The organism is Streptomyces sp. NPDC093065 (genome assembly GCF_044754585.1).
GTDB lineage: Bacteria > Actinomycetota > Actinomycetes > Streptomycetales > Streptomycetaceae > Streptomyces.
Genome location: NZ_JBIVPJ010000015.1, coordinates 165521 through 190080 on the forward strand (window position 1 = coordinate 165521; position 24560 = coordinate 190080).

Annotated in this window: 2 protein-coding genes (1 of these 2 cut by a window edge); both read right to left on the reverse strand. The window is 75.5% G+C overall.

The features are described from left to right. On the reverse strand, positions 1 to 7128 hold the 5' end (the start) of the coding sequence (locus tag ACIQFU_RS25120) for an amino acid adenylation domain-containing protein (protein ID WP_402554410.1). Its footprint begins 8340 nt before the window's first position; only the first 7128 of its 15468 coding nucleotides appear in the window; the start codon lies at positions 7126 to 7128; the stop codon falls past the left edge of the window. Then, positions 7125 to 24368, reverse strand: coding sequence for a non-ribosomal peptide synthase/polyketide synthase (locus ACIQFU_RS25125; protein WP_402554411.1), 17244 nt, complete (start codon positions 24366 to 24368; stop codon positions 7125 to 7127). Before ACIQFU_RS25125 ends, ACIQFU_RS25120 begins: the two co-directional genes overlap by 4 nt. Positions 24369 to 24560: the final 192 nt, after the last annotated feature.

Genomic DNA, 24560 nt, shown 5'->3' on the forward strand with positions numbered 1-24560 from the left:
CAGGGCGCCGAGGAGGATCTCGTCGGGGCCCGCGCGGAAGGCGGCGGCGACCCGGGTGAGCAGGTCGCCGGTGAGGGCGGGCGGCAGGACCGTGCGCAGTTCGACGGGCTCCCCGGTGCCGGACGGGGCGGGGAACGGCGGCTGTGCGGCGGCCAGTTCGGCCTGCCAGTACCCGCGCTCGCCGGTGAGGCCGTCGGCCGCGTCCCACAGCTCCCGGGACCAGCGTCCGAAGGCGGTCCCCGTCGGCGGCGGCACCTCGGCGCCCCCGGCGGCGCGCTCCAGGTCGGCCAGGAGGATCCGCCAGGACACCGCGTCGACGACCAGGTGGTGCGCCACCAGCAGCAGCCGCCCGTCCTCCGCCGCGCCGTCGCCCGCGCCGCGCGGGAAGTACACCGCCTGCACCGTCCGGCCCTCGGCCGGGTCGAGGCGCCGGACCGCGGCGCGCGACTGCTCGGCGATCAGCTCGCGCAGGGTGTGCTCGTCCGTGCCGGTCGCGTCGGCCACGACGACTTCGTGCGCGGGCTTGTCCAGGGTCTCCAGGACGGTGCGCCCGTCGGGGTCCGTGGTGGTGCGGGCGCGCAGCATGCCGTGCGCGGCCACGACGGCGTCCAGGGCGCCGCGCAACACGCTCTCCCCCAGGCCCGCGGGGACGGTGAGCAGGATCGCCTGGTGGAAGGTGCGCCAGTGTTCCGGCATGCGTTCCAGCCAGCGCATGAGGGGGGTGAGCGGGATCGGTCCGCTGTCCTGGGCGGTGCCGGCGTGGCCGCGCAGGGGCCGCACGGCGGCGGCGAGGGCCTGCGGGGTGCGCAGCTCGAAGACCTGGCGGGCGGAGAGGTCGAGTCCCGTGGCGCGGGCGCGGGCGACGAGTTGGATGGAGGAGATGCTGTCGCCGCCGAGGGCGAAGAAGGAGTCGTCCGCGGCCACCCGGTCGAGGTTCAGCACCTCGCCGAAGAGCGTGGTCAGTTCGCCGGCCGGACCGTCCCCGGCGGGGAGCGTGCCGGTGGCGCGGGTGGGCGCGGGCAGGGCGGTGCGGTCGACCTTGCCGTTGGGGCTCAGCGGCAGGGCGTCCAGGACGACGAGCCGGGAGGGCACCAGATAGTCGGGCAGGTCCCGGGCAAGGGCGTCGAGCAGTTCCCCCTCGGTGGGTCCGGCGCCGGGTTCGGGCACCGGGTAGCCGACGAGCATCGGGCGGCCGGGGGTGTCCTCGCGGAGTACGGCGGCGGCCTGCCGGACGCCGGGCAGCGCGGTCAGGCTCCGCTCCACCTCTCCCAGTTCTATGCGGAAGCCGCGCAGCTTCACCTGGCCGTCGGCGCGGCCCAGGTACTCCAGCTCGCCGTCGGCGTTGCGCCGGGCCAGGTCACCGGTGCGGTACATGCGGGTGCCGGGCGGGCCGTAGGGGTCGGCGACGAAGCGCTCCGCGGTGAGCGCGGGCCGGCCCAGGTAGCCGCGGGCCAGTCCGGTGCCGGAGACGTACAGTTCGCCGGCGGTGCCGGGCGGGACCGGCTGGAGGTGCGCGTCGAGCAGCCGTACGGCGGTGCCGTCGACGGGACGGCCGATGGGCGCGGGTCCGCGCAGTCCGTCCGCCGTGCAGCGCCACAGGGTGGCGTCGACGGTGGTCTCGGTGGGCCCGTAGGAGTTGAACATGCGGGTGCGGGCGGCCCAGTCGCGGATGAGGCCGGGCGGGCAGGCCTCACCCGCGACGATCAGGGTGCTGCCGGGGTCGACGGCGGCGGGCGGCAGCGCGGCGAGCACGGCGGGCGGGACGGTGAGGTGGGTGACGCTGTGCGCGGTGAGGAACTCGGCGAGCGGGGCGCCGAGGCGCTGCTCGGCGGGGACGATCTCCAGTGCGGCGCCCGCCGTCAGCGCCATGACGATCTCCCAGACGGAGGTGTCGAAGCTGAGCGAGGCGAACTGGAGCACCCGGGAGCCGGGTCCGGCGCCGAAGCCGTCGTGGAGGGTCGCGGCCAGGTCGGGCAGCCCGGCGTGGGACACGACGACGCCCTTGGGGCGGCCGGTGGAGCCGGAGGTGTAGATGACGTACGCGGCCGAGGCGGAGGCCAGGGTCCGCCACCCCCGCGCCTCGGCGGCCGGCGGGCCGGCGGTGAGGAGAGCGGGGTCGAGTTCCAGGCAGGGGGTGCCGTCGAGGGGGGCGCCGGGAGCGGTCAGGGTGAGCACGGGGGCGGAGTCGGTGAGCATGTGGGCGATGCGCTCGGCCGGGTAGCCGGGGTCGACCGGCACGTAGGCCGCGCCGGCCTTGAGCACCGCGAGCATGGCGACGACGGCCTCGACGGTCCGGGGCAGCGCGACGGCGACGCGGTGCTCGGGCCGGGCGCCGTGCGCGGTCAGGAGGGCGGCCAGCCGGTCGGCCGCCTCGTCCACCTGCCGGTAGGTCAGCTCGGTGCGCGCCGCACCCGCCAGGGTCGGTCCGGCCAGCGCGGGACGTGCGCCGTGTGCGGCGACCTGGCGGGCGAAGAGCGCGGGCAGGGTGCCCGAGGCGTGCGGCAGCGCCGGCCGGGCGGTGCGGGGCCCGGCGAGCAGGGCGGCGCGTTCGTCGGCGTCGAGGAGGTCGATCCGGTGCAGGGGGGTGGTGGGCTGCTCGGCCACCGCGGTCAGGAGCCGGACGTAGCGCCGGGCGAGTGCCTCGGCCGTGGCGGGCTCGAAGAGGTCGCGGGCGTACTCCAGGACGCCTTCGAGACCGTCGGCGCCGTCGCGCTCCACCAGGGTGAAGGTGAGGTCGAACTTGGCGGCCCCGGCGGCGGCCCGGATCGCGGTGGTGGTCACACCGGGCAGGCCGATCTCGTCGGCGGCGCGGTTCTCGTAGGCGAGCATCACCTGGAAGAGCGGGTGGCGGGCGAGCGAGCGGTGCGGGCTCAGCTCGGTCACCAGGGTCTCGAAGGGCACGTCGGCGTGCGCGTAGGCGGCCAGGTCGGTGCGGCGCGCCCGCTCCAGCAGGGTGGTGAAGTCGGGGTCGCCGGAGGTGTCGGTACGCAGGACCAGGTTGTTGACGAAGAAGCCGACCATGTCGTCCAGCGCGGTGTCGTGGCGTCCGGCGACGGGCGTGCCGATCACCACGTCGGTGCCGGCGCCGGTCCGGGTGAGCAGGGCGGCCAGGGCGGCGTGGCTCACCATGAACAGGGAGCCGGCGGCGGAGCGCGCGAGGGCCCGCAGTCCCCGGTGTGTGTGCGGGGGCACGGTGAAGCGGGCGAAGCCGCCCCGGAAGCTGGGCGTGGCGGGGCGGGGACGGTCGGCGGGCAGCGCGGTCTCCTCGGGGAGGCCAGCCAACTGCTCTCTCCAGTAGCGGAGTTGGCCGGCGAGTGCACCCGCGTCCTCGCCCGCACTCACGTCCCCGCCCCCGTCCTGTCCCAGTCGGTCGCGGAGCCACAGGGTCCAGTCGGCGTACTGCACGGGCAGCGGCGGCAACTCCGGCGCCTTGCCCCGGACACGGGCGCCGTACGCGGCGGCCAGGTCGGCGAGCAGCGGCCGGGCGGACCACTGGTCGGCGGCGATGTGGTGCACGACCAGGGCGACGACGTGCTGCTGCGCGCCGAGCCGGAGCAGGGTGGCGCGCAGGGGCGGGCGGTGCTCTACGTCGAAGGGGGCGGTGACGGCCTCGGTGACCGCGCCGTCGAGGTCCCGGTCAAACGCGTCGAGGACGGTGAGCGGGTCCTCGAGGTCCTCCGGTGCCAGTACGTGCTGCCGGGGCGTGCCCGCGGTCGACGGGAAGACGGTGCGCAGGCTCTCGTGGCGGAGCTGGACGTCCCGCAGGGCCTCACGCAGTGCGGGGACGTCGAGGGGGCCGGTGAGCCGGGCGACGAAGGGGATGTTGTAGTCGGCGCCGGGGCCGTGCAGCTGCTGGAGGAACCACAGCCTGCGCTGGGCCGGGGAGAGCGGGATGAGCGCGGGGCGTTCACGCGGGGCGAGCGGCGGTCCTTCGGCGGTGGGGCCTTCGGCGGCGCGGCGGGCGAGTTCCGCCACGGTGGGTGCCTCGAAGACGTCGCGTACGGACAGACCGGTGCCGAAGGCGCCCCGGATCCGGGAGGCCAGACGGGTGGCCAGCAGCGAGTGGCCGCCCAGGGCGAAGAAGTCGGCCTCGGCGTCGACCCGTTCGCGCCCCAGGAGCTGCGCGAAGAGTCCGGCGACGATCTCCTCGTGCCAGGTGGCGGGGGCGCGGCCGGACGCGGTCCGCCGGTCCTCCGGTTCGGGGAGCGCGGCCCGGTCCAGTTTGCCGTTGCCGGTCAGCGGCCAGCCGTCGACCGGTACGACGGCGGCGGGCACCAGGTGTTCCGGCAGGCGTTCGCGCAGCGCGCGGCGCAGCCGTGCCGGGTCCACCGGTTCTCCGGCCGGAGTGACCCAGGCGACGAGCCGGACGGCGCCGTCGGGTCCCGGCCGGGCCAGCACCACGGCGTCGGCGACCTCGTCCAGCGCGGCGAGGGCCGCGCGGGCCTCGCCGGGCTCCACCCGGAAGCCGCGGATCTGCACCTGGTCGTCGGCGCGTCCGAGGTGGTCGAGGTCGCCGTCCTCGGTCCAGCGGGCGAGGTCGCCGCTGCGGTACATGCGGGTGCCGGGCGGACCGTAGGGGTCGGCGACGAACCGGGTGGCGGTGAGCGGGAGGCGGCCCAGGTAGCCGTGGGCGAGGCCGGGGCCGGCCACGTGGATCTCGCCGGTGCGGCCGGGGCCGACCGGGCGCAGCGCGGTGTCCAGGAGCCGGACGGAGAGGTCGTCCAGCGGCCGTCCGACGGTGCCGGCGGGAACGTCCGCGAATCCCGTGTGGTCCAGCAGGTGGTGGGTGACGTGGACGGTCGTCTCGGTGATGCCGTACATGTTGACCAGTTCGGGGCCGGACTCGCCCACGGCCCGCTGCCACGCCCGCAGTCGGGCCGGTTCCAGGGCCTCGCCGCCGAAGATCACCACGCGCAGGGCGAGTCCCTCGGGTCCGGGGCCCTCGTCGGCGAGGAGTGCGTCCGTGAGCTGGTGGAAGGCGGAGGGCGTCTGGTTGAGCACGGTGACGGCCTCGCGGCGCAGCAGGGCGGCGAACTCCTCCGGTGCGCGGGTCGTCGCGCGGGGTACGACGACGAGCCGGCCGCCGGTGAGCAGCGCGCCGAAGATCTCCCAGACGGAGAAGTCGAAGGCGAAGGAGTGGAAGAGGGTCCACACGTCCTCGCCGTCGAAGCCGAACACCTCGTCGGTGGTGTCCAGCAGCCGCAGCACCTGCTGGTGGCCGACGACGACGCCCTTCGGGGTGCCGGTGGAGCCGGAGGTGTGGATGACGTAGGCGGGGGACGCGGCGGGTACGGCGACCGGCCCGGCGGGGTCGGACGCGGCGAGCCGGGCGGTGCTGTCCGGGGCGTCCAGCGCGATCCAGGCCGTGCCCGTGTCCGTCGGGAGGGCGGCGCGCAGTGCGGTGGTGGTGAGTCCCGCGGCCGGGCGTGCGGTGCCCAGTTGCGCCGCTGCACGGCCCGTGGGGAGGTCCGCCGGCAGCGGCAGGTAGGCGGCGCCCGTCTTCAGGATGCCGAGCAGGGCGCCGATCTGCTCGAAGGACGGTTCGAGGCACACGGCGACGAAGGTGCCGGGCCCGGCGCCGTGTTCGCGCAGGAGCCGGGCCAGGCGGCCGGAGTACGCGTCGAGTTCGCGGTAGGTGTGTTCTTCCCCGGCGTCCGTGACGGCGACGGCATCCGGGGTGCGGGCGGCCGTCTCCGCGAAACGGGCGGTGAGGGTGTCCTCGGGCGGCGGGCCCGCCTCCAGGGCGGCACCGTCCTCCAGGGCACGGTGCCGCTCGTGCGCCGCGAGGAGTTCGACGGCGCCCGCGGGGGTGTCGGGCCGGTCGGCGAGGGCGGTCAGGACGCGGACGTAGGCGGCGCCCAGTGCCCGGGCCTGTTCCTCGGACACCAGGTCGGGACGGTGGCGCAGGACGACGCGGGGCTCCGGGCCGGGGTGGACGACGACGGTCACCGGGTAGTGCGTGGCGTCCTCCCCCACCGCGGAGGTGACGGTGAGACCACCGGCGGCCTGGGCCTCGGCGAGGGCCCCGGAGTCCACGCCGAAGTTCTCGACGACGATCAGGGTGTCGAACAGCGGGCCGAGTCCCACGAGCCGCTGGATGTCGGCGAGCCCCAGGTGTTCGTGGTCCAGCAGCCGGGTCCGCTCCCGCTGGAGGTCGGCGGCGGTCGCGGCGAGGGAGCGCCACGGGGAGGCCCGGACGAGCACGGGCAGGGTGTTGATGAAGAGCCCGATCATGGATTCGGCGCCGTCCAGGTCGGCGGGCCGGCCGGAGACCGTGGTGCCGAAGACGACGTCGTCACGGCCGGTCAGCCGGGCCAGGGTGATGCCCCAGGCCGCCTGGTAGGCCGTGGCGGTGGTGACCCGGTGGCCGGCGGCGAGGGTGCCGAGACCCGCCGCGGTGGCGGCCGGTACGCGCAGCTCGGTCTGGAGCGGCACGGCGGGCGCGGCGGTACTGCCCGGGGCCGGGGACGCGAGCAGGGTCGGCTCGGCCAGGCCGGACAGCGCCTCGCGCCAGGCTGCCTCGGCGGCGGCGCGGTCACGGGTGGCGAGGTGGGCGAGGAAGTCCCGGTAGGGGCGCACCTCGGGCAGCGGCACGGCGGTGGCGGACCCGCTGTGCAGGGCGTAGGCGGCGAACAGCTCCCGGCCGAACAGGGGCATGGACCAGCCGTCGAGCAGGACGTGATGGGCGGTGACCACGAGCCGGTGGGCGCGGTCGCCGAGCCGGATCAGCGTGAGCCGCAGCAGAGGGGGCCGCTCGGGGTCGAACCGGTGGGCTCGCTCCTCGTCGAGGATCCGCCCGGCCTCCCTCGTACGGCGGTCGGGGGCGAGTTCGCGCAGGTCGGCCTCCCGGAAAGGCACCGACCAGGTGGACGGCACCACCTGCACGGGACGGTCCAGTCCCTCGTCGACGAAAGCGACGCGCAGGTTCGGGTGCCGGCGCAGCACGGTGTCGACGGACCGGCGCAGCACGGCGCCGTCCAGCGGGCCGTCCAGGTCGAGGACCAGACGCAGGGTGTAGACGTCCGGGCCCGAGCTGTCGAGGCCGGAGTGGAAGAGCAGTCCTTCCTGCAGGGGTGTCAGCGGAAGGATGTCGTCCAGGCCGTGGTCGGGGCCGTTCTCGGCGCTCACCGGTTCCTCCATCGGGCTGCGAGCCGTGCTGTCTGTTCGGGGCTGAGCGGCGACAGGGGCGCGCTCGCCCCGGCCGTCGGGGGTGCGGGGGCCTCGGTCTGACGCGCGGTGGCGCCGGGTGCCGCCGTACGGGCTTCCCGGGCCGCCCCGCGCAGGGTGTCGAGCCAGCGGGTGCCGAGGTCTTCGGCGACGGCGTCGTCGACGGCAGAGGGCGCCCAGGTGAGGCGGGTGTGCAGTTCCGGGCCGCGCGGGGTGTCGCGGGTGACCGCGTTGATCTCCAGTGCGTGGGCCATCGGCAGGTCCGGGTCGATGCCGCCGCCGAGCACGGGCGCTTCGGGGGCCGCCGTCCAGGGGACACCGGTGTCCGCCGGGGTGCCGAAGCGGCCCAGGTAGTTGAAGGACAGCGCGGGTGCGGGCCGGTCGGCGAGCCCTGTCCCGGCGTCGGGGAGCAGGTGGCGCAGCAGTCCGTAGCCGATGCCGTTGTCGGGCAGGGCGAGCAGGTCGCCACGCACCCGGGCGACGGTGTCCGCGAAGCTCTCGTCCGTGCCCGCGGCGAGGGCGACGGGGTAGAGGGAGGTGAACCAGCCCACGGTCCGGGAGAGGTCAAAGCCCTCGCGGATCTGCTGTTCCCTTCCGTGTCCCTCGACATGGGCGAGGAAGCGGACCGTGGACCCGCCGTCGGCGGCGCGTACGGCGGTGGCCAGGGCGGCGAGCAGGACGTGCTGCACCGAGGCGTCGAAGCGTTCCACGGCCCGGGTCAGCAGGTCTGCGGTGTCCTCGGGCGGCAGCACGAACACCTGGTGGCGAGCCGCCGCCACGGTGCCCGGCGGAGCAGCGCGGCGGACGCCGGGCAGGTCGGCCGGTGTGCTCAGCACGCGCTGCCACAGGGGCAGTTCGTCCCGGCGGTCGTGTGCCAGTCGTGGCAGCTCCGCCGCCCAGCCCCGGAAGGGAGTGGGCACGCCGGCCGGGGCGAGCGCCCGGTCCTCGCGTACGGCGTGCCACGCCTCGGCGAGGTCGTCGAGGAGGATGCGCCAGGAGACACCGTCCACGACCAGGTGGTGCGCGACGAGCAGCAGCCGCCCGGTGCGGGACCGGGTGGCCCCGTACCAGCGGGTGCGGAGCATGTGTCCGGCGGCCGGGTCGAGCCGGGCCGCCAGCTCGTCGACGTCGCGGCCGACCGACTCGGCGTCGAACAGCCGGGCGGCCTCGCGGTGGTCTGGGAGGTGGGCACGGTCGCCGGCATCGGGACCGGGGACGACGAAGGTGCCGGCGTCGGCGTCGAGGCGGGCGCGCAGGACGTCGTGGCGGCCGACCACGGCGTCCAGGACGGCGTTCAGCTGTCCGGCCTCGATGCCGTCGGGGAGCGTGAGCAGCATGGACTGGCTGAACCTGCCGACAGGGCCGCCGCGTTCGAGGAGCCAGCGCATGATGGGCGTGAGCGGTGCGCTGCCCGTCGCACCGGGCGCTGCGTCGGTGATGGTGACGGTGCCGCGGTCGCCCAGCAGTGCGGCCAGGGCACGGACACTGGGGTGCTCGAAGACCTCGCGCGGGGTCACCCGCAGCCCGGCCGCTCTGACCCGGGAGGCGAGTTGGAGGGACAGGATGCTGTCGCCGCCGAGGTGGAAGAAGTCGTCCTCGGCGCCGACCGCCGGCAGTCCCAGTACCCGGGCGAACGCCTCGGCGAGCGCGGTCTCCAGGGGACCTTCGGGGGCGGCGTCCCCGACGGCGTCGGTGAAGTCCGGTTCGGGCAGGGCCTTGTGGTCCAGTTTGCCGTTGGGGGTGAGCGGCAGCGCGGGCAGGGTGACGAACGCGGTGGGCACCATGTGGTCGGGCAGAACCCGGGCCAGGTCGGTGCGCAGGCGTTCGGTGTCCAGCGTGTCCGGGCCGTCCGTGTCCTCCGTGCGGTCCGTGCGGTCCGTGCGGTCCGGAACGACGTAGGCGACCAGGCGGCGGGGCCCGTCGGAGGCGTCGCCGCCTGCGCCGCGGACGACGACGGCCGCCGAGCCGACCCCGGGCCGCGCCTCCAGGCGGGCGGTGATCTCACCCGGCTCGACGCGGAAGCCCCGGATCTTGACCTGGTCGTCGGCGCGGCCGTGGTAGTGCAGGACGCCCTCGGCGTCGCGGGAGACCAGGTCGCCGGTGCGGTACATGCGGGAGCCGGGCGGGCCGTACGGGTCGGCGGTGAAGCGGCTCGCGGTCAGGCCCGGCCGGCGCAGGTAGCCCTGGGCGACGCCGTCCCCGGCGGCGTACAGCTCGCCGGTGGTGCCGGCCGGGACCGGTCGCAGCATGCCGTCCAGGACGTGCAGGCGCACGCCGTGCAGGGGCGTGCCGATGGCGGGCGTGCCCCGGCCGTCGAGCGGGGCGCTCATGGTGACGCAGGCCGTGGCCTCGGTGGGACCGTAGGCGTTGACCATGCGGCGGCCGGGTGCCCAGCGGGCGGCGAGTGCCGCGGTGCACGCCTCGCCGCCGACGACGAGGGTGTGCAGGGTGCCGGCGTTCTCGGGGTCGAGTCCGGTCAGCGCGGTCGGTGGGATCAGCGCGTGCGTGATACGGCGGCCGGTCAGCGTCTCGCCGAGGAGTTCTCCCGCGAGCGGCCCGGGCTCCGGGATCACCAGGGTGGCCCCGGTGGCCAGGGCCATGAGGCTCTCCATGACGGACGCGTCGAAGGAGGGCGAGGCCAGCTGGAGGACCCGGCCGGTGGCGTCGATGCCGAGGCGTTCGGCCTGTGCGGTCGCGAGGGCGGCCAGTCCGGCGTGCGTGGTGACGACGCCCTTGGGGCGACCGGTGGAACCGGAGGTGTAGATGACGTAGGCGGGGTGCCGGGAGGTGACGGGCACCCGCACGCCGGCGGTACGGTCGGCTCCGGACGGTTCGGTGTCGGCACCGGTGGGTTCGTCGTCGGCTCCGGCGGGTCCGTCGTCGACGAAGAGGGCGTCCGGGAAGCGGTCCACCAGCTCCCGGTGGCTCAGTACGAGGACGGGAGCCGCGTCGTCCAGCATGTAACGCGCCCGCTCGGCCGGATAGTCGGGGTCGATCGGCAGGTGGGCGGCGCCGGCCTGCTGGACCGCGAGCTGGGCGACCACGAGGTCCACCGAACGCGGCAGCGCGAGCGCCGCGAGGTCGCCGGGGCGCAGTCCGGCGGTGGTCAGCCGCGCGGCCAGGGCTCGGGCGCGGGCGTCGAGTCCGGCGTACGTCAGGGTCTCCCCCGGGCCTTCAACGGCGGGTGCCGTGGGCCGGGCGGCCACCTGACGGGCGACGAGGTCCGCCCAGGTCGCCGGTGTGGGCGCGGCCGGTCCGTCCGCGTGGGCGGGGAGGGCGGCGCGCTCGGCGGGCAGCAGCGGATCGAGGGCGGCCACGGGGGTGTCGGGCGCCTCGCAGAGCAGCCGCAGCATGTGCAGCGCCCGCTCGGCGTACCGTTCGGCCTCGGTCGCGGTGAGGCAGCCCGGCTGGTACGCGACGCGCAGGGTGAGTTCGTCGCCCGGTACGGCGACGAAGGTGAGCGGGTAGTGCGTGGCGTCGCTCCCGCGCACCTCTGCGACACCGATACCGGCGGCCTCGGCGAGGGCGTCCGTCGGGTCCGCGGGGTAGTTCTCCAGCGCGGTGAGGGTGTCGAAAAGGGTGCCGTGACCGGTGGCCCGCTGGATGTCGGCGAGGCCGAGGTGGTGGTGGGGCAGGAGTCCGGTGAAGGCGTCCCTGACCTCGGTGAGCAGTTCGCCGAGGGTCTGTTCGGGCCGGAGGCGGACCCGGACCGGCACGGTGTTGACGAACAGGCCGATCATCTCGTCGGCCCGGGGCACGTCGGCGGGGCGGCCGGAGACGACGCTGCCGAAAACGACGTCGCGGCGGCCCGTGGCGGTGGAGAGGACGAGGCCCCAGGCGGCTTGGAGAAGGGTGGCCAGGGTCAGGTCCCGGCTCCGGGCGAAGGCCGTCAGCCGCCCGGTCAGCGCGCGGTCGGCAAGGCGGACGCACTCCTCGGGAAGTTGTGTCTCGTACCGCGCGTCCGGTGCGACCAGGGTGGGTCCGTCCAGGTCCGCCAGGGCGGTGTGCCAGGCGTCCTCGGCGGCCGGGCGGTCCTGGCTGTGCAGCCACCGCAGGTGGTCGAGGTGGTCGGGTCCGGTGCCGGGCAGTTCGGCTCCTCCGTAGGCGTGCAGCAGCTCCCGGACGAGCAGCGGCACCGACCAGCCGTCCAGCACCAGGTGGTGGGCCGTCAGGACCAGGTCGGTGCGGGTGTCCTCGCGGTGCACGACCAGGCAGCGCAGCAGCGGGGGTGCGTCCAGGTCGAAGCGGCGGACGCGTTCGTCCTCGATGCGGCGCCGGGCGCGGCGCTCGGTCTCGCGCGGGGTGCGGCGGCGCAGGTCGACTTCCGTGACGTCCGCCCGCGCCGCCCGCAGCTGTCGTGACCAGCCCGTGTCGGTCCGGGTGAAGCCGGTGCGCAGCGGCGCGTGCCGCTCCAGTACCCGTTGGAGGGCGGCCCGGAGCCGTTCGGTGTCGACCCGGCCGGTGAGGGCGAGGACGACCTGTACGTGATAGACGTCCAGGTCGCCGTCGCCGCCCCGGGTGTCGTAGTGCGAGTGGAAGAGCAGGCCCTCCTGGAGCGGGGTCACCGGCCAGGGGCCTTCGGGGCCGAGCCCGGCGAGGGCGGTGGCCGGGGACCGGGCGGGGTCGTCGGGCCGGGCGGGTTCCTCGGGGCGGGCGGCGGCGAGCAGGCCGCGCACGGTGCGGTGCCGGAAGACGTCCTGCGGGGTGATGAGGAGGCCCGACTTGCGTGCGGCGGCGACGAGTTGGATGGACAGGATGCTGTCGCCGCCCAGGGCGAAGAAGCTGTCGTCGACCCCGACGTGGTCCGTGTGGAGCAGGTCGGCGAAGAGCCCGGCGAGCCGCCGCTCCTGCGGTGTGGCGGGCTCGGTCCCCGCCCCGTCCCCGCCGAGCCGGGGTGCGGGCAGCGCGGACCGGTCGAGCTTGCCGTTGGCGGTGACCGGCAGCGCGTCCAGGGGCTCCACGGTGCTGGGCAGGAGGTGGGCGGGAAGGCGTTCGGCGAGGTGCGTGGTGAGGTCGGGCAGCGGCTCGTCGCGGCGGGCGGGTACGACGTGGGCGACGAGGTGTCCCGCGCCGGTGGCCGGGTCGGTCCAGACGGTCACGGCGCTGTGCGCGACGGCCGGGTGGGCGTCGAGTACGGCGGTGATCTCCCCCGGTTCGATGCGCAGGCCGCGCAGCTTGATCTGGTCGTCGGCGCGTCCGAGGTGGTCGAGTTGACCGTCGTGGCGCCACCGGGCGAGGTCGCCGGTGCGGTAGAGGCGGGCGCCGGGCGGGCCGTAGGGGTCGGCGGTGAAGCGTTCGGCGGTGAGCGCGGGGCGTCCCTGGTAGCCGAGGGCGAGTTGGGCACCGGCCAGGTACAGCTCGCCGGGAATGCCGGGCGGTACCGGGCGCAGGGCGGCGTCCAGGACCAGGGCCCGGGTGTTCCACACCGGCCGGCCGATGGGGACGGCGACGGCCGTGGCATCCGCCGGGGTGGTGTGCCGGGCGGTGACGTCGACGGCGGCCTCGGTGGGGCCGTACAGGTTGTGCAGTTCGGCGTGCGGGGCGATCCGGGCGACGGAGGTGACGGCGGCCGGCGGAAGGGTCTCGCCGCTGGCGAGGACACGGCGCAGGCTCCGGCAGTCGGCGGGTTCGGCGACCGTGGTGAAGGCGGCGAGCATGGACGGTACGAAGTGCACGGTGGTGACGGCCTGTTCGCGCACGATGCGGGCCAGCGCGGCCGGGTCGCGGTGGTCGTCGGCTCCCGCGGTCACCAGGGTCGCGCCGGCCAGCAGCGGCCAGAACAGCTCCCACACCGAGACGTCGAAGCTCGCGGGCGTCTTGAGCAGCACCCGGTCGTCGGCGCCGAGGGCGTACGTCTCCTGGGCCCACAGCAGCCGGTTGACGATCGCGGAGTGCTGGACGAGGACGCCCTTGGGCCGCCCGGTGGAGCCGGAGGTGAACAGGAGGTAGGCGGGGTCCGCGGGCAGGGGCCCGGCGCCGGCCGGCGGCGGGACGGCAGAGCGCGGTCCGATCGGGTCGAGTACGGGCAGGCCGTCCGGGTTGACCCGGTCGGCGAGCGCGCCGGTGGTCACGACGCAGTGGGCGCCGGAGTCGGTGAGCAGCTCCCGGACGCGGGACACCGGCAGTTCGGGGTCGATCGGCAGATACGCGGCACCCGCGCGCTGTACGGCGTGCACGGCGAGGACGAGTTCGGGCGAGCGGGGCAGGGCGACGGCGACCACCCGGCCGCGTCGGGCGCCCAGTTCGGCGAGCGCGTGCGCGAGCCGGTCGGCCTCGGTGTCGAACTCGGCGTAGGTCCAGCGCCGTTCGCCGTCCGTCAGCGCCTCCCGGTCCGGGGTGCGGTGGGCCTGGCGGCGGACCAGCTCCGGCACCGTGGCGGGCGGCAGGTCACGGCTCTCGCCGGTGGCGGCGCCGAGCACCGCCCTGCGCCCCTCCGCGTCCGACAGCAGGGGTGCGGCCGTCAGGGGCAGGTCGGGATGCGTGGTGCACCAGTCGAGCAGCGCGGTGAACCGTCGTCCCAGGGCCGCCACGGTCGCGGCGTCGAACAGCGCCGTGCGGTAGTTGAAGGCGGCGGACAGGTGGTCGCCGTCCGGTCGTTCCACCACCGCCAGGGTCAGGTCGAACTTGGCGCCCTTGGTCTCGATCAGTTCGACGTCCACGGGTACGCCGTCGAAGTCGGCGCGTCGTCCGGGGGTGCGCTGGTGCACCAGGGCCACCTGGAAGAGCGGGTGGCGGGAGAGGGAGCGTTCTGGTTCCAGCGCGTCGACCAGGCGCTCGAAGGGCAGCTCGCCGTGCTCGAAGGCGTCCAGATCCGTCGCCCGCACCCGGTCCACGAGTTCCCGGAAGGTGGGGTCGCCCGAGGTGTCGGTGCGCAGGACGACCGTGTTGGCCATCAGGCCCGGCATCTCTTCGAGGGCCCGTTCGGTGCGTCCGCTCAGGACCGTGCCGATCGGCAGGTCGGTGCCGGCGCCGTGCGCGGTGAGCAGGGCGGCCAGGGCGGCGTGCAGCACCATGAAGAGCGTGCTGCCGGTGTGGGCGGCGAGTGTCTCGGCGGCATGCAGGACGCCGCCGGGGACGGTGAACTCGACCGAGTCGCCGTCCTGGTCGACCTCGGCGGGCCGCGGCCGGTCCAGCGGCAGCGGGATCTCGGCCGGGGCCCCGGCCAGCCGCTGCCGCCAGTGGTCGAGCAGCGGCTGCTCGCGGGTGGTGAGGGCGCTCGCCTGCCAGAGGGTGTAGTCGGCGTACTGGTGCCGGGGCACGGGCGGGGAGCCGGTGTCGTGCAGCCGGGCGGAGTAGAGCGCGGCCAGGTCGTCGACGAGCGGGGCGAGGGACCATTCGTCGAAAGCGATGTGGTGCAGGAGGAGGAGCAGGCTGCGCTCCCCCGTCGGCCCCTCGATCAGGTGCACGCGCAGCGGCGGCTCGGCCTCCAGGTCGAATTCCCGGTCGGCCAGGGCGCGTGCCGTGGCGGCCGGGTCGGTCGCGGGCACCGGTGGCCCCACGGCCGGGTCGGGGGTGGGCAGGACGTGCTGAACCGGGTGCCCCTCGGGCGCCGGGTAGGCGGTGCGCAGGATCTCGTGCCGCTCGACCAGGTCGTGCACGGCGCCGGTCAGGGCTTCGGTGTCGAGCGGCGCGATGGGGCGCAGCAGCAGCGGCACGGCGTAGGTGCGGGCGGCTCCGCCGAGCCGGTGCAGGAACCACAGGCGGGCCTGTGCCGGCGAGAGCGGCAGTGCGGCCGGCCTTTCCGCGACGGCGAGCGGCGCGGCGGCCGTCCGGGCGAGGTCGGCCGCCCCGGTGGCGGACAGCCGCGCGGCGAGGGCGGCGACGGTGCGGGCCTCGAAGAGGGTGCGTACGGCGACCTCCCTGCCGAGGGCCGACCGGATGCGGTTGGCGAGGCGGGTGACGAGCAGCGAGTGCCCGCCAAGGGCGAAGAAGTCGTCGTCGACGCCGACCTCGGGCACGCCGAGGACGCTGCCGTACAGCTCGCTCAGGGTGCTTTCGAGGGCGGTGCGCGGGGCGGTTGCCCCGGCCTGGCGGGAGGTGTCGGGTACCGGCAGTGCGGCCCGGTCGAGCTTTCCGTTGGCGGTGAGCGGCAGCGCGTCGACGGTGACGAAGGCCGTCGGCACCATGTGCTCGGGCAGTGCGGCGGCGCAGGCTTCGCGCAGTCGCCCCGCAGGCGCGGTGCCGGTCGTGTAGGCGACCAGTCCGGGCCCTGCGGGCAGGTCGGTGCGCAGGACGACGGCGGCCGTGCGCACGTCGGGGTGGCGGCCGAGTACCGCCTCGATCTCGCCGGTCTCCACCCGGAAGCCGCGCAGCGACACCTGGTCGTCTGCGCGTCCCAGGTACTGGAGTTGCCCCGACGCGGACCAGCGGGCGAGGTCGCCGCTGCGGTATATGCGGCTGCCACGCGGGCCGAACGGGTCGGCGAGGAACCGGGTCGCGGTCAGCGCGGGCAGGCCGTGGTAACCGCGGGCGAGTCCGCCGCCGGCGACGTAGAGTTCGCCCCTGACGCCGGGCGGGACCGGGCGCAGTCCGTCGTCCAGGACGTACAGGCGCAGGTCGTCCACGGCGCGTCCGACGGGGCTGACGCCCAGGCGTGCGGCCTCCTCGGCGCGGTCGCGGGTGAGTTCGTACGCGGTGACGTGGACGGTGGTCTCGGTGATGCCGTACATGTTCACCAGGCGCGGCGGGGTGGGGCCGGTGAGCCAGGGCAGAGTACGGCCCGGTTCCAGGGCCTCGCCGCCGAAGACGATCCAGCGCAGGGAGGCGGGCACGCCCCGGCCGGGCAGGGACTCGGTGAGCTGGGCGAAGGCGGCGGGGGTCTGGTTGAGGACGGTGACGCCCTCCTCGTGCAGCAGGTTCAGGAAGTCCGGCCCGGAGCGGGTCGTCCCGTCCGGGACGACGACCAGCCGTCCGCCGTGCAGGAGCGCGCCCCACATCTCCCAGACGGAGAAGTCGAAGGCGTAGGAGTGGAAGAGCGTCCACACGTCGTCGGGGCCGAAGCCGAAGAGCGGGCGGGTGGCGTCGAAGAGCCGGGTGAGGTTGCGCCGGGTGACGACGACGCCCTTGGGGGTGCCGGTGGAGCCGGAGGTGTAGATGAGGTAGGCGGCGTGGTCCGGGTGCACGGGCGCGGTGCGTTCGGCGTCGGTGACCGGCCCGTCGGGTGCGGTGGCGAGGTCGTCGCGGACCCGGGGGTCGTCGAGGTCGAGCACCGGGACGCCGTCGGGGGCCTCGGTGGCGCCCGTGGTGACGACGAGCGCGGGTGCGGCGTCCCGGACGGTGTACGCGATGCGGGCGGCCGGGTAGCGGGGGTCCACGGGCACGTAGGCGGCACCTGCCTTGACCACCGCGAGTACGGCCTCCACCAGGGCGGCGGACCGGGGCAGCAGCAGGGCGACCCGGTCCTCGGGGCCGACCCCGCGGGCGACGAGGGTGCGGGCGAGCGCGTTGGTGCGGCGGTCCAGGGTGGCGTGGTCGACGCTGTGCTCGCCGCAGGTGAGGGCGGTGCGCGAGGCGTGGGCCGTGGCGGCGAGCGCGAGGCGGCCGAGCAGGTCGGGGCCGGGCTGCTCGGTTCTGGCCGGGTTCCAGTCGGTGAGGACGGTGCGGCGTTCCTCGTCGTCGAGGACCGGCAGCCGCTGCACGGGCGTGTCCGGGGCGGCGACGGCCGCGTCCAGCAGCCGTACCAGGCGGGCGGCGAAGCGCTCGGCGGTGGCCCGGTCGAAGAGGTCGGCGCTGTAGTTGACGGCGCCGTCCAGGCGGTGGGTGCCGACGTGGTCGGTGAGGCCGACGACGAGGTCGAACTTGGCGGTGTCGGTCTCCCGCAGCGCGAAGGCGGCCTCGACTCCGGGCGCCGAGAAGGGCACCTCGTCGCGCTTCTGGTAGGTGAGCATGACCTGGAACAGCGGGTTGTGCGCGGCGCGTTCGGGCCGGACCGCCTCCACGACCCGCTCGAAGGGCACCCGGGCGTGGTCGAAGGCGTCGAGCGTGGTGGTCCGCACCCGGTCGAGCAGGTCCCGGAAGGTGGGCGTGCCGGTCAGGTCGGTGCGCAGGACGAGGGTGTTGACGAAGAAGCCGATCAGGTCCTCGGTGTGCCGCTCCTCCCGGCCGGCCGTGGGCACACCGATAGGGATGTCCTCCCCCGCGCCCAGGGCGCTCAGCAGCGCGGCGAGTGCGGCCTGCGTCACCATGAACGGCGTGGTGCCGGTGTCGCGGGACAGCCGTCGCAGGGCGCTGGCGGTGCTGTCCGGCACGGTGAAGGGAACGTAACCACCGCGTCCGGAGGGCCGGGCGGGCCGGGGCCGGTCGGCCGGCAGCTCCAGCACCGCCGGTGCGCCGGTCAACACTGTTCGCCAGTAGGCGAGTTCGGGTTCGTAGCGGCCGTCGTCCAGGAGCCGCCGCTGCCACAGCGCGTAGTCGGCGTAGTCGACGGGCAGCGGAGGCCGGTCGGGCGCGTGCCCGGCGCGACGGGCGGCGTACGCGGCGGACAGGTCGGTGAGCAGCGGGGTGACGGACCACTCGTCGCCCGCGATGTGGTGCAGCAGGAGCAGTACGGTCACCCGGCCGGCGCCGGTGAGGACGGTGATCCGCAGGGGCGGCTCCGCGGCCAGGTCGAAGGGCCGGCCGCTCAGCTCCGCGAGCCGCTGCTCCAGTTCCCGCTCGTCGCGCACGTCGGCGTGCTCGACGGGTCCGGCCGTGTCCAGGATCCGCTGGTGGGGGCCGTCGCCGTCGTCGGGGAAGACGGTGCGCAGCACCTCGTGGCGGTCGGTCAGGTCGGTGAGCGCGTCGTCGAGGGCCGCGAGGTCGACGTCTCCGGTGAGGGTGAGGACGAACGGCAGGTGGTAGGAGGTGCCGGTGCCGCCGAGGGAGTCCAGGAAGCGCAGTCGTGCCTGGGCCGGGGAGAGCGGGAGCCGTGCGGGACGCTCGCCGCGGGTCGGGGGCGGTGTCGTGCGCCGGGCGGAGGTGGTGCGGGCGGCGAGCCGGGCGACGGTCGGATGGTCGAAGACGTGGCGCACGGTGAGGTCGTCGCCCAGCAGGGGCCGAGCCCTGGCCACCAGCCGGGCGGCGAGCAGCGAGTGGCCGCCGAGCGCGAAGAAGTCGTCGTCGGCCCCGGGTTCGACGCCGCCCAGGATCTCGGAGAACAGGGCGGCCAGGGCTTCCTCCCGGGGGCCGCGCGGGGCGCGTGAGGCACGGGCGGCCGGGCCCGGTTCGGGCAGGGCGGCGCGGTCCAGCTTGCCGTTGGGCGTCTGCGGAAGCGCGTCGAGCACCAGGCAGAAGGCGGGGACGAGGTGGGCGGGGAGGCGGTCGGCCACGTCCTCGCGGATCCGCCCGGCCTCCTCCTGGCCGTGCGGGCCCACGAGGTAGGCGACCAGGCGCGGCGCGGGGTCGCCCGGTGCCGTGTGCGCGATCACGGCGGCGTCCCGTACGCGCGGGTCCTCGCGGAGGGCGGCGGCGACCTCGCCGGGCTCGACCCGATGACCGCGGATCTTCACCTGGTGATCGGCCCGGCCCAGCACCTCCAGCGTGCCGTCCGCCCGCCACCGGGCCAGGTCCCCCGTCCGGTACATCCGCTCCCCCGCCGGACCGAACGGATCCGCCGTGAACCGCTCCGCCGTCAGCCCCGCCCGCCCCAGATACCCCTGGGCGAGTCCCTCCCCGGCCAGGTACAGCTCCCCAGGTACACCCGGCGGGACCGGGGCGAGGAAGCGGTCGACGACGTAGGCACGGGTGTTCCACAGGGGGCGGCCCGCGTGCGGGGCGGCGGCCGCACCGCGGTCGAGCGCCGCCGACGTGGACCAGATAGTGGTCTCGGTGGGCCCGTACAGGTTGGTCAGGTCCGCGCCGAGTCCGGCGAGGGCGACGGCCAGGTCGGGGGCGAGCGCCTCGCCGCCGCACAGGATCCGCAGCCCGTGCAGCGCTTCGGGGGCCTGTTCCAGCAGGGAGCGCCAGAGCGAGGGGGTGGCCTGCATGACGGTGGCGCCGCTGCGGCCGAGGAGACCGGCGAGCAGGGCGGGGTCGCGGACCTCCTCGCGTCCGGCGAGGACCACCGTGCCGCCGGTGATCAGCGGCAGGAACAGTTCCAGTACGGCGATGTCGAAGCCGACGGTGGTGACGGCGAGCAGCCGCTCCCCGCCGGTGAAGGCGAGCGTGTCCGCCGTGCAGAGCAGGAAGTTGGTCAGGGCGGCCTCGGTGACGACGACGCCCTTGGGGGCGCCGGTGGAGCCGGAGGTGTGGATGACGTAGGCGGGGTGGGCGCCGTGCCTCGGCGGCGGCGGGGGCAGTTCGGCGGCGTCCGCCACGCGGGCGCGGAAGGCGGGGTCGTCCGGGTCGAGCAGCCGGTGCGGCGGCAGGACGCCGTCGGGTGTGTGGCCGGCGATCAGGAGGTCCGGGTCGGCGTCGGCGAGCAGGAGCCGGATCCGTTCTGCGGGGAAGTCGGGGTCGACGGGGAGGTAGGCGGCACCGGTGCGGGCCAGGGCGAGCAGGGTGACGACGAGTTGGGTGCCACGCGGCAGGCTGACGCCGACGAGGGTGCCGGGGGCCGCTCCGTGTTCGGTGAGTACGGTCGCCAGCCGCGCGGCCCGCGACTCCAGTTGGCGGTATGTCAGTTCTTCGACGCCGCTGACGAGGGCGATCCCGTCGGGGTTGCGCGTCGCCTGCCCGGCGAAGAGCAGGGCCGGATGGGTGGCGGGAAGGGCGCGGGCGGTGGAGTTGGGCGCGGTCAGGATCCGCTCGCGTTCGGCGTCGGGGAGCGTCCGGAGGGCGGACAGGGGGCGGGTGGGGTCCTCCGTCAGCTGGTCGATCACGCGGACGAGGGTGTCGGCGAAGCGCTCCGCGTCCCGCGCCTCCCACAGGGCGGTGCGGTACTCGAGGAGGCCGTCCGCCGTGCCGGACTCCCGGTCCTCGCTGAAGGTGACCTGGAGGTCGAACTTGGCGTCCCCGGTGTGCACCAGCCGCGGTCTGCCGCACTGGCCGGGCAGGAGCGGGGTACGGCCGAATTCCTCGCGGGCCGCGAAGAGCACCTGGAAGAGCGGGGTGACCCCGGCGACGCGGGCCGGGTTGACCTCCTCGACGATCCGGTCGAAGGGCAGTTCCTGGTGGGCGAGTGCCTCCAGGTCGGTCTCCCTGACCCGCTCCATGAGCCCGTCGACGGTCGGGTTGCCGCCGAGGTCGGTGCGCAGCGCGAGGGTGTTGATGAAAAGGCCGGCCGCGTCCTTCAGCGCCTCGTCGTCGCGGCCCGCGACCGGGGCACCGAGGACCAGGTCGTCCCCCGCGCCGAGGCGGGACAGGGTCACCGCGAGGGCGGCGTGCAGCACCATGAAGGTGCTGGTGCGGCTGCGGCGGGCCAGTTCGGTCACCCGCTCGTAGCGGCGGGTGTCGAGGGCGAAGGTGTGGGTGGCGGCCGGGCCGCCGCTCTCGTGGGGCCGGGGGCGGGCCCAGGGCAGCTCGGTCTGCTCGGGCGCGCCGCGCAGCTGTTCCCGCCAGTGGGCCAGGTGCTCGGCCTCGTCCCGGCGTGCGGTGCGCCGCTGCCAGAGGGTGAAGTCGGCGTACTGCACGGGCAGGGGTGTGAAGTCCGGGGCGTGACCCGCGCCGCGCGCCGTCAGTGCCTCGCCGAGGTCGCGCAGGAGCGGTGTGAGGGACCATTCGTCGCCGGCGATGTGGTGCAGGACCAACAGCAGGGTGCATTCGGTGCCGGAGGGCGTGGTGAACAGGTGGACGCGCAGCGGTGGTTCGTGTCCGAGGTCGAAGGGCTCGGCGGCGGCCTCTCGGATCGCCCGGTCGAGCTCCCCCGGGGTGACACGGTGCCGGTGTACGGGTGGTGCCGATCCGGCGGCGTCGAGGATCTCCTGATGGGGGTCGGCGCCGGCTGCGGGCGTGCGGACGACGGTGCGCAGTACCTCGTGGCGCAGCAGCAGGTCCTTCACTGCGGCGGTGAGGGTGGCCGGGCCGGGGGCGTCGGCCAGGCGGACGGCGAGCGGGATGTTGTACGCGCCGCTCCTCGTTCCTTCGGCCTGGTGCAAGAACCACAGACGGCGCTGTCCGGGTGAGAGCGGAATCCGGTGCGGGCGCGGCTGCGGTGCCAGGGGCTCGCGGGCGTCGCGGGCGGCTTCGACGGCAGCGGCGAGCCCGGCCGGGGTCGGTCGGTCGAACAGGGCCCGCACCGGCAGCTCGACCCCCGCCTCGGCGCGCAGGGCGGTGGTGAGGCGGGCGGCGCTCAGGGAGTGGCCGCCGAGCGCGAAGAAGTCGTCGTCGGCACCTGCCTCGGGGACGCCGAGAATCCGTGCGAACAGGCGGCACAGCAGTTCCTCGGTCGCGGTCGCGGGGGCGCGGCGCCGCTCACCCGGGGTGGCGCCGGTCTGCGGCAGTGCACCGAGGTCGGTCTTGCCGTTGGGGGTGCGGGGCAGGGCGGGCAGCGGGTGGAAGTGGGCCGGGACCAGGTGGGCGGGGAGCAGGCGGGCGAGGTGGGCCCTCAGTTCGGGCTCCTCGGCGGTACCGGTGTGGAAGGCGACGAGGACGGGTTCGGCGCCGTCGCCGGGTGTCCGGGTGACGACGGCGGCCTCGCGCACCCCGGGGTGTCCGGACAGGGTGGCGGCGACCTCGCCGGGTTCGACCCGGTGGCCGCGGATCTTCACCTGGTGGTCGGCCCGGCCCAGCACCTCCAGCGTGCCGTCCGCCCGCCACCGGGCCAGGTCCCCCGTCCGGTACATCCGCTCCCCCGCTGGACCGAAGGGATCCGCCGTGAACCGCTCCGCCGTCAGCCCCGCCCGCCCCAGATAGCCGTCGGCGACGGACTCTCCGGCGAGGTACAGCTCTCCGGTCGTGCCGGTGGGCAGAGGCGAGAGCCGGGTGCCGAGGACGTAGGCGCGGGTGTGCCGGACGGGCCGGCCCACGTGCGGGCGGCAGTCCGGGCCGAGGGCGGCGGCAGTCGACCAGATGGTGGTCTCGGTGGGCCCGTACAGGTTGGTCAGATCCGCGCCGAGCCCGGCGAGACGCCGGGCGAGGTCGGGTTGCAGCGCCTCGCCGCCGGACAGCAGCCGTACGCCGGCCAGGGCCCCGGGGTCGGCATCGGTCAGTACGCGCCACAGCGAGGGGGTGGCCTGCATGAGGTGCGGGCGGTGGGCCCGCACGAGCGTCGCGAGCGCGAACGGGTCCCGTACGTCCTCCCGGTCGGCGAGGACCACGGTGCCGCCGGTGACGAGCGGGAGGAAGAGCTCGAGGGCGGCGATGTCGAAGGACACGGTCGTCACGGCGAGCATCCGGTCGCCGGGCCGCGGGTCCAGCAGGGAGCGCATCGCCGCGAGGAAGTTGCCGAGGGCGCCGTGCGAGACGACGACGCCCTTGGGCCGTCCGGTCGAGCCGGAGGTGTAGATGACGTAGGCGGTGTCCCCCGGGGTGCGGGACGGCCGGTCGTCCCCGCCGCGCGGCTCCACGGGAACGGCGGGCGTGCCGTCCCGGCCGACCACCATCTCGGGTACGCCGCGGTCCCGGGCGCCGTCGGTGTCGGTGTCGGTGAGCAGCAGCACCGGGCGGCTGTCGGTGAGCGTCTGCCGGATCCTCTCGCCCGGATAGGCGGGGTCGAGCGGTACGTATCCGGCCCCGGCGCGGACGACCGCGAGCAGAGACACCACCAGCGCCTCGGTGCGCGGCAGGAGGACGGCGACCAGAGTGCCGCGGCCGGCGCCCCGGGCGCGCAGACACCGGCTCAACACTTCGACGCGCAGGTCGAGTTCGGCATAGGTCAGCTCGCCGTCGGCCGTCCACAGGGCGGGGGCGTCCGGGGTGCGCCGTACCTGTGCGGCGAAGGCTCGCGCCAGGTCGGGGGCCCGGTCGGGCGCGTCGGGGCCCGTCGCCCAGGTCCGGGTCAACCGGTGCCGCTCCCGCTCGGACACCAGGGGCAGCCGGCCGGCGGGCGCCTGCACGGAGGTGTCCGGCAGGCGGCGCAGCAGGTCGGTGAACCGGTCGGCGTGCGCGGCGAGTTCGGCGTCCGTGTAGAGGTCCGGGTGCGCGTCGAGGGTGAGGGTGAGGCCGCTGGTCCCGGGCTGTCCGCTGACGCTGACGGTGAGGTCCTCGACCGCGCCCGCCGCGAGGTAGTGCACGGTGCCGGTGCAGCGGCCGAAGGTCAGTACGTCCGTGAAGGGCTTGATGTTGACGTGTGGTCCGGTGAGCCGCCGACCGTCGCCGAACAGCCCGAGGTCGCGCCGGAGTTGCTCACCCCGGTAGCGCTGGTGCCGGCGCTGGGCGCGCATCGCCAGCGTCACCCGGCGCAGCAGCGCCGCCAGTGACTCGTGTACGTCGACCTCGACACGCAGCGGGACGACGTTGACCGCGGTGGTGGGTACGCGGAGCAGCGCTCCCTTGGTGCGGTTGCTGACCGGGAGGCCGATGACCGCTTCGCGGGTGCCGGTGAGACCGGTCAGGTACAGCGCCCACGCGGCGAGCACCGCTTCGGGCCAGGTGGCCTTGGCCTGCCGGGCGAACTCCGCCAGCGCGGCCGCCTCGGGCGCCGGCACGGTCCGCCGCTCCCGGCGGAAGCCGTGTGCGGCGCCGGGCAGGGGCTTGTCCCCGAGGGTCACCGGGCGCGGGCGGTCGGCGAGTTGCTCACGCCACCACTGCCCGTCGGCGCGTTCCTCCTCGGACCCGGCGTACGCCTGGTCCTCGGCGATCGCCTCCCGCACCGAGGTATTGCGGGACGCGGGTGGTTCGGTGCCCGTGTCGAGGGCGTGGTACAGCTCGGCGACGCGTGCGGCGAGGAGCTGGAAGCCGTAGCCGTCCAGGAGGATGTGGTGGCAGCGGTGGTACCAGAGCCACGTGTGCGTGCCGGTGCGCAGCAGGGCGTGCCGGTGGAGCCGCCCGTGTTCGAGGTCGACGGGGACGGAGCGGTCCTGGTCCATCCAGGACAGTGCGGCGGCCGTCGGGCCGGCTTCATGGGTGAGGTCGAGGACGTCGGGGCGCTGCGGGGGTACCGCACCCGGTCGCTGCCAGACCCGTTCCCCGTCGTCGTCGGCCTCGGTGACGAAGCGCACAGAGAGTCCGTCCGTCTCCGCCACGGCGTCGGTCACCGCCCGGCACAGCAGGTCCGGGTCGAGTGGCCCGGTCAGCTCCACGTACTCGGCCGTGAGGTGGGCGGGGCTCGCGGGGTCGAGCCGCTGGGCGGTCCACAGGCCCTGCTGGGCCGCGGTGAGCGGCAGGCGGTCGCGGTCGGTGCTCATGCGGAATCTCCCGGCGTGCTCTCTCGCCGCCGGCGGGCGGTGAGGGTCTGCGGTGGGGACCGGTCTCCCGGACGGGGGCACGCCCCGGCACCGCCCGTGCCGGTGGGCGCGGGCGGTCGGGCGGTGGGGTGATGGGGTGTCGAGCGCGGAATGCGTTGGTCGGTGGGGGCTGGCGAGCGTAAGGCGGCGGGG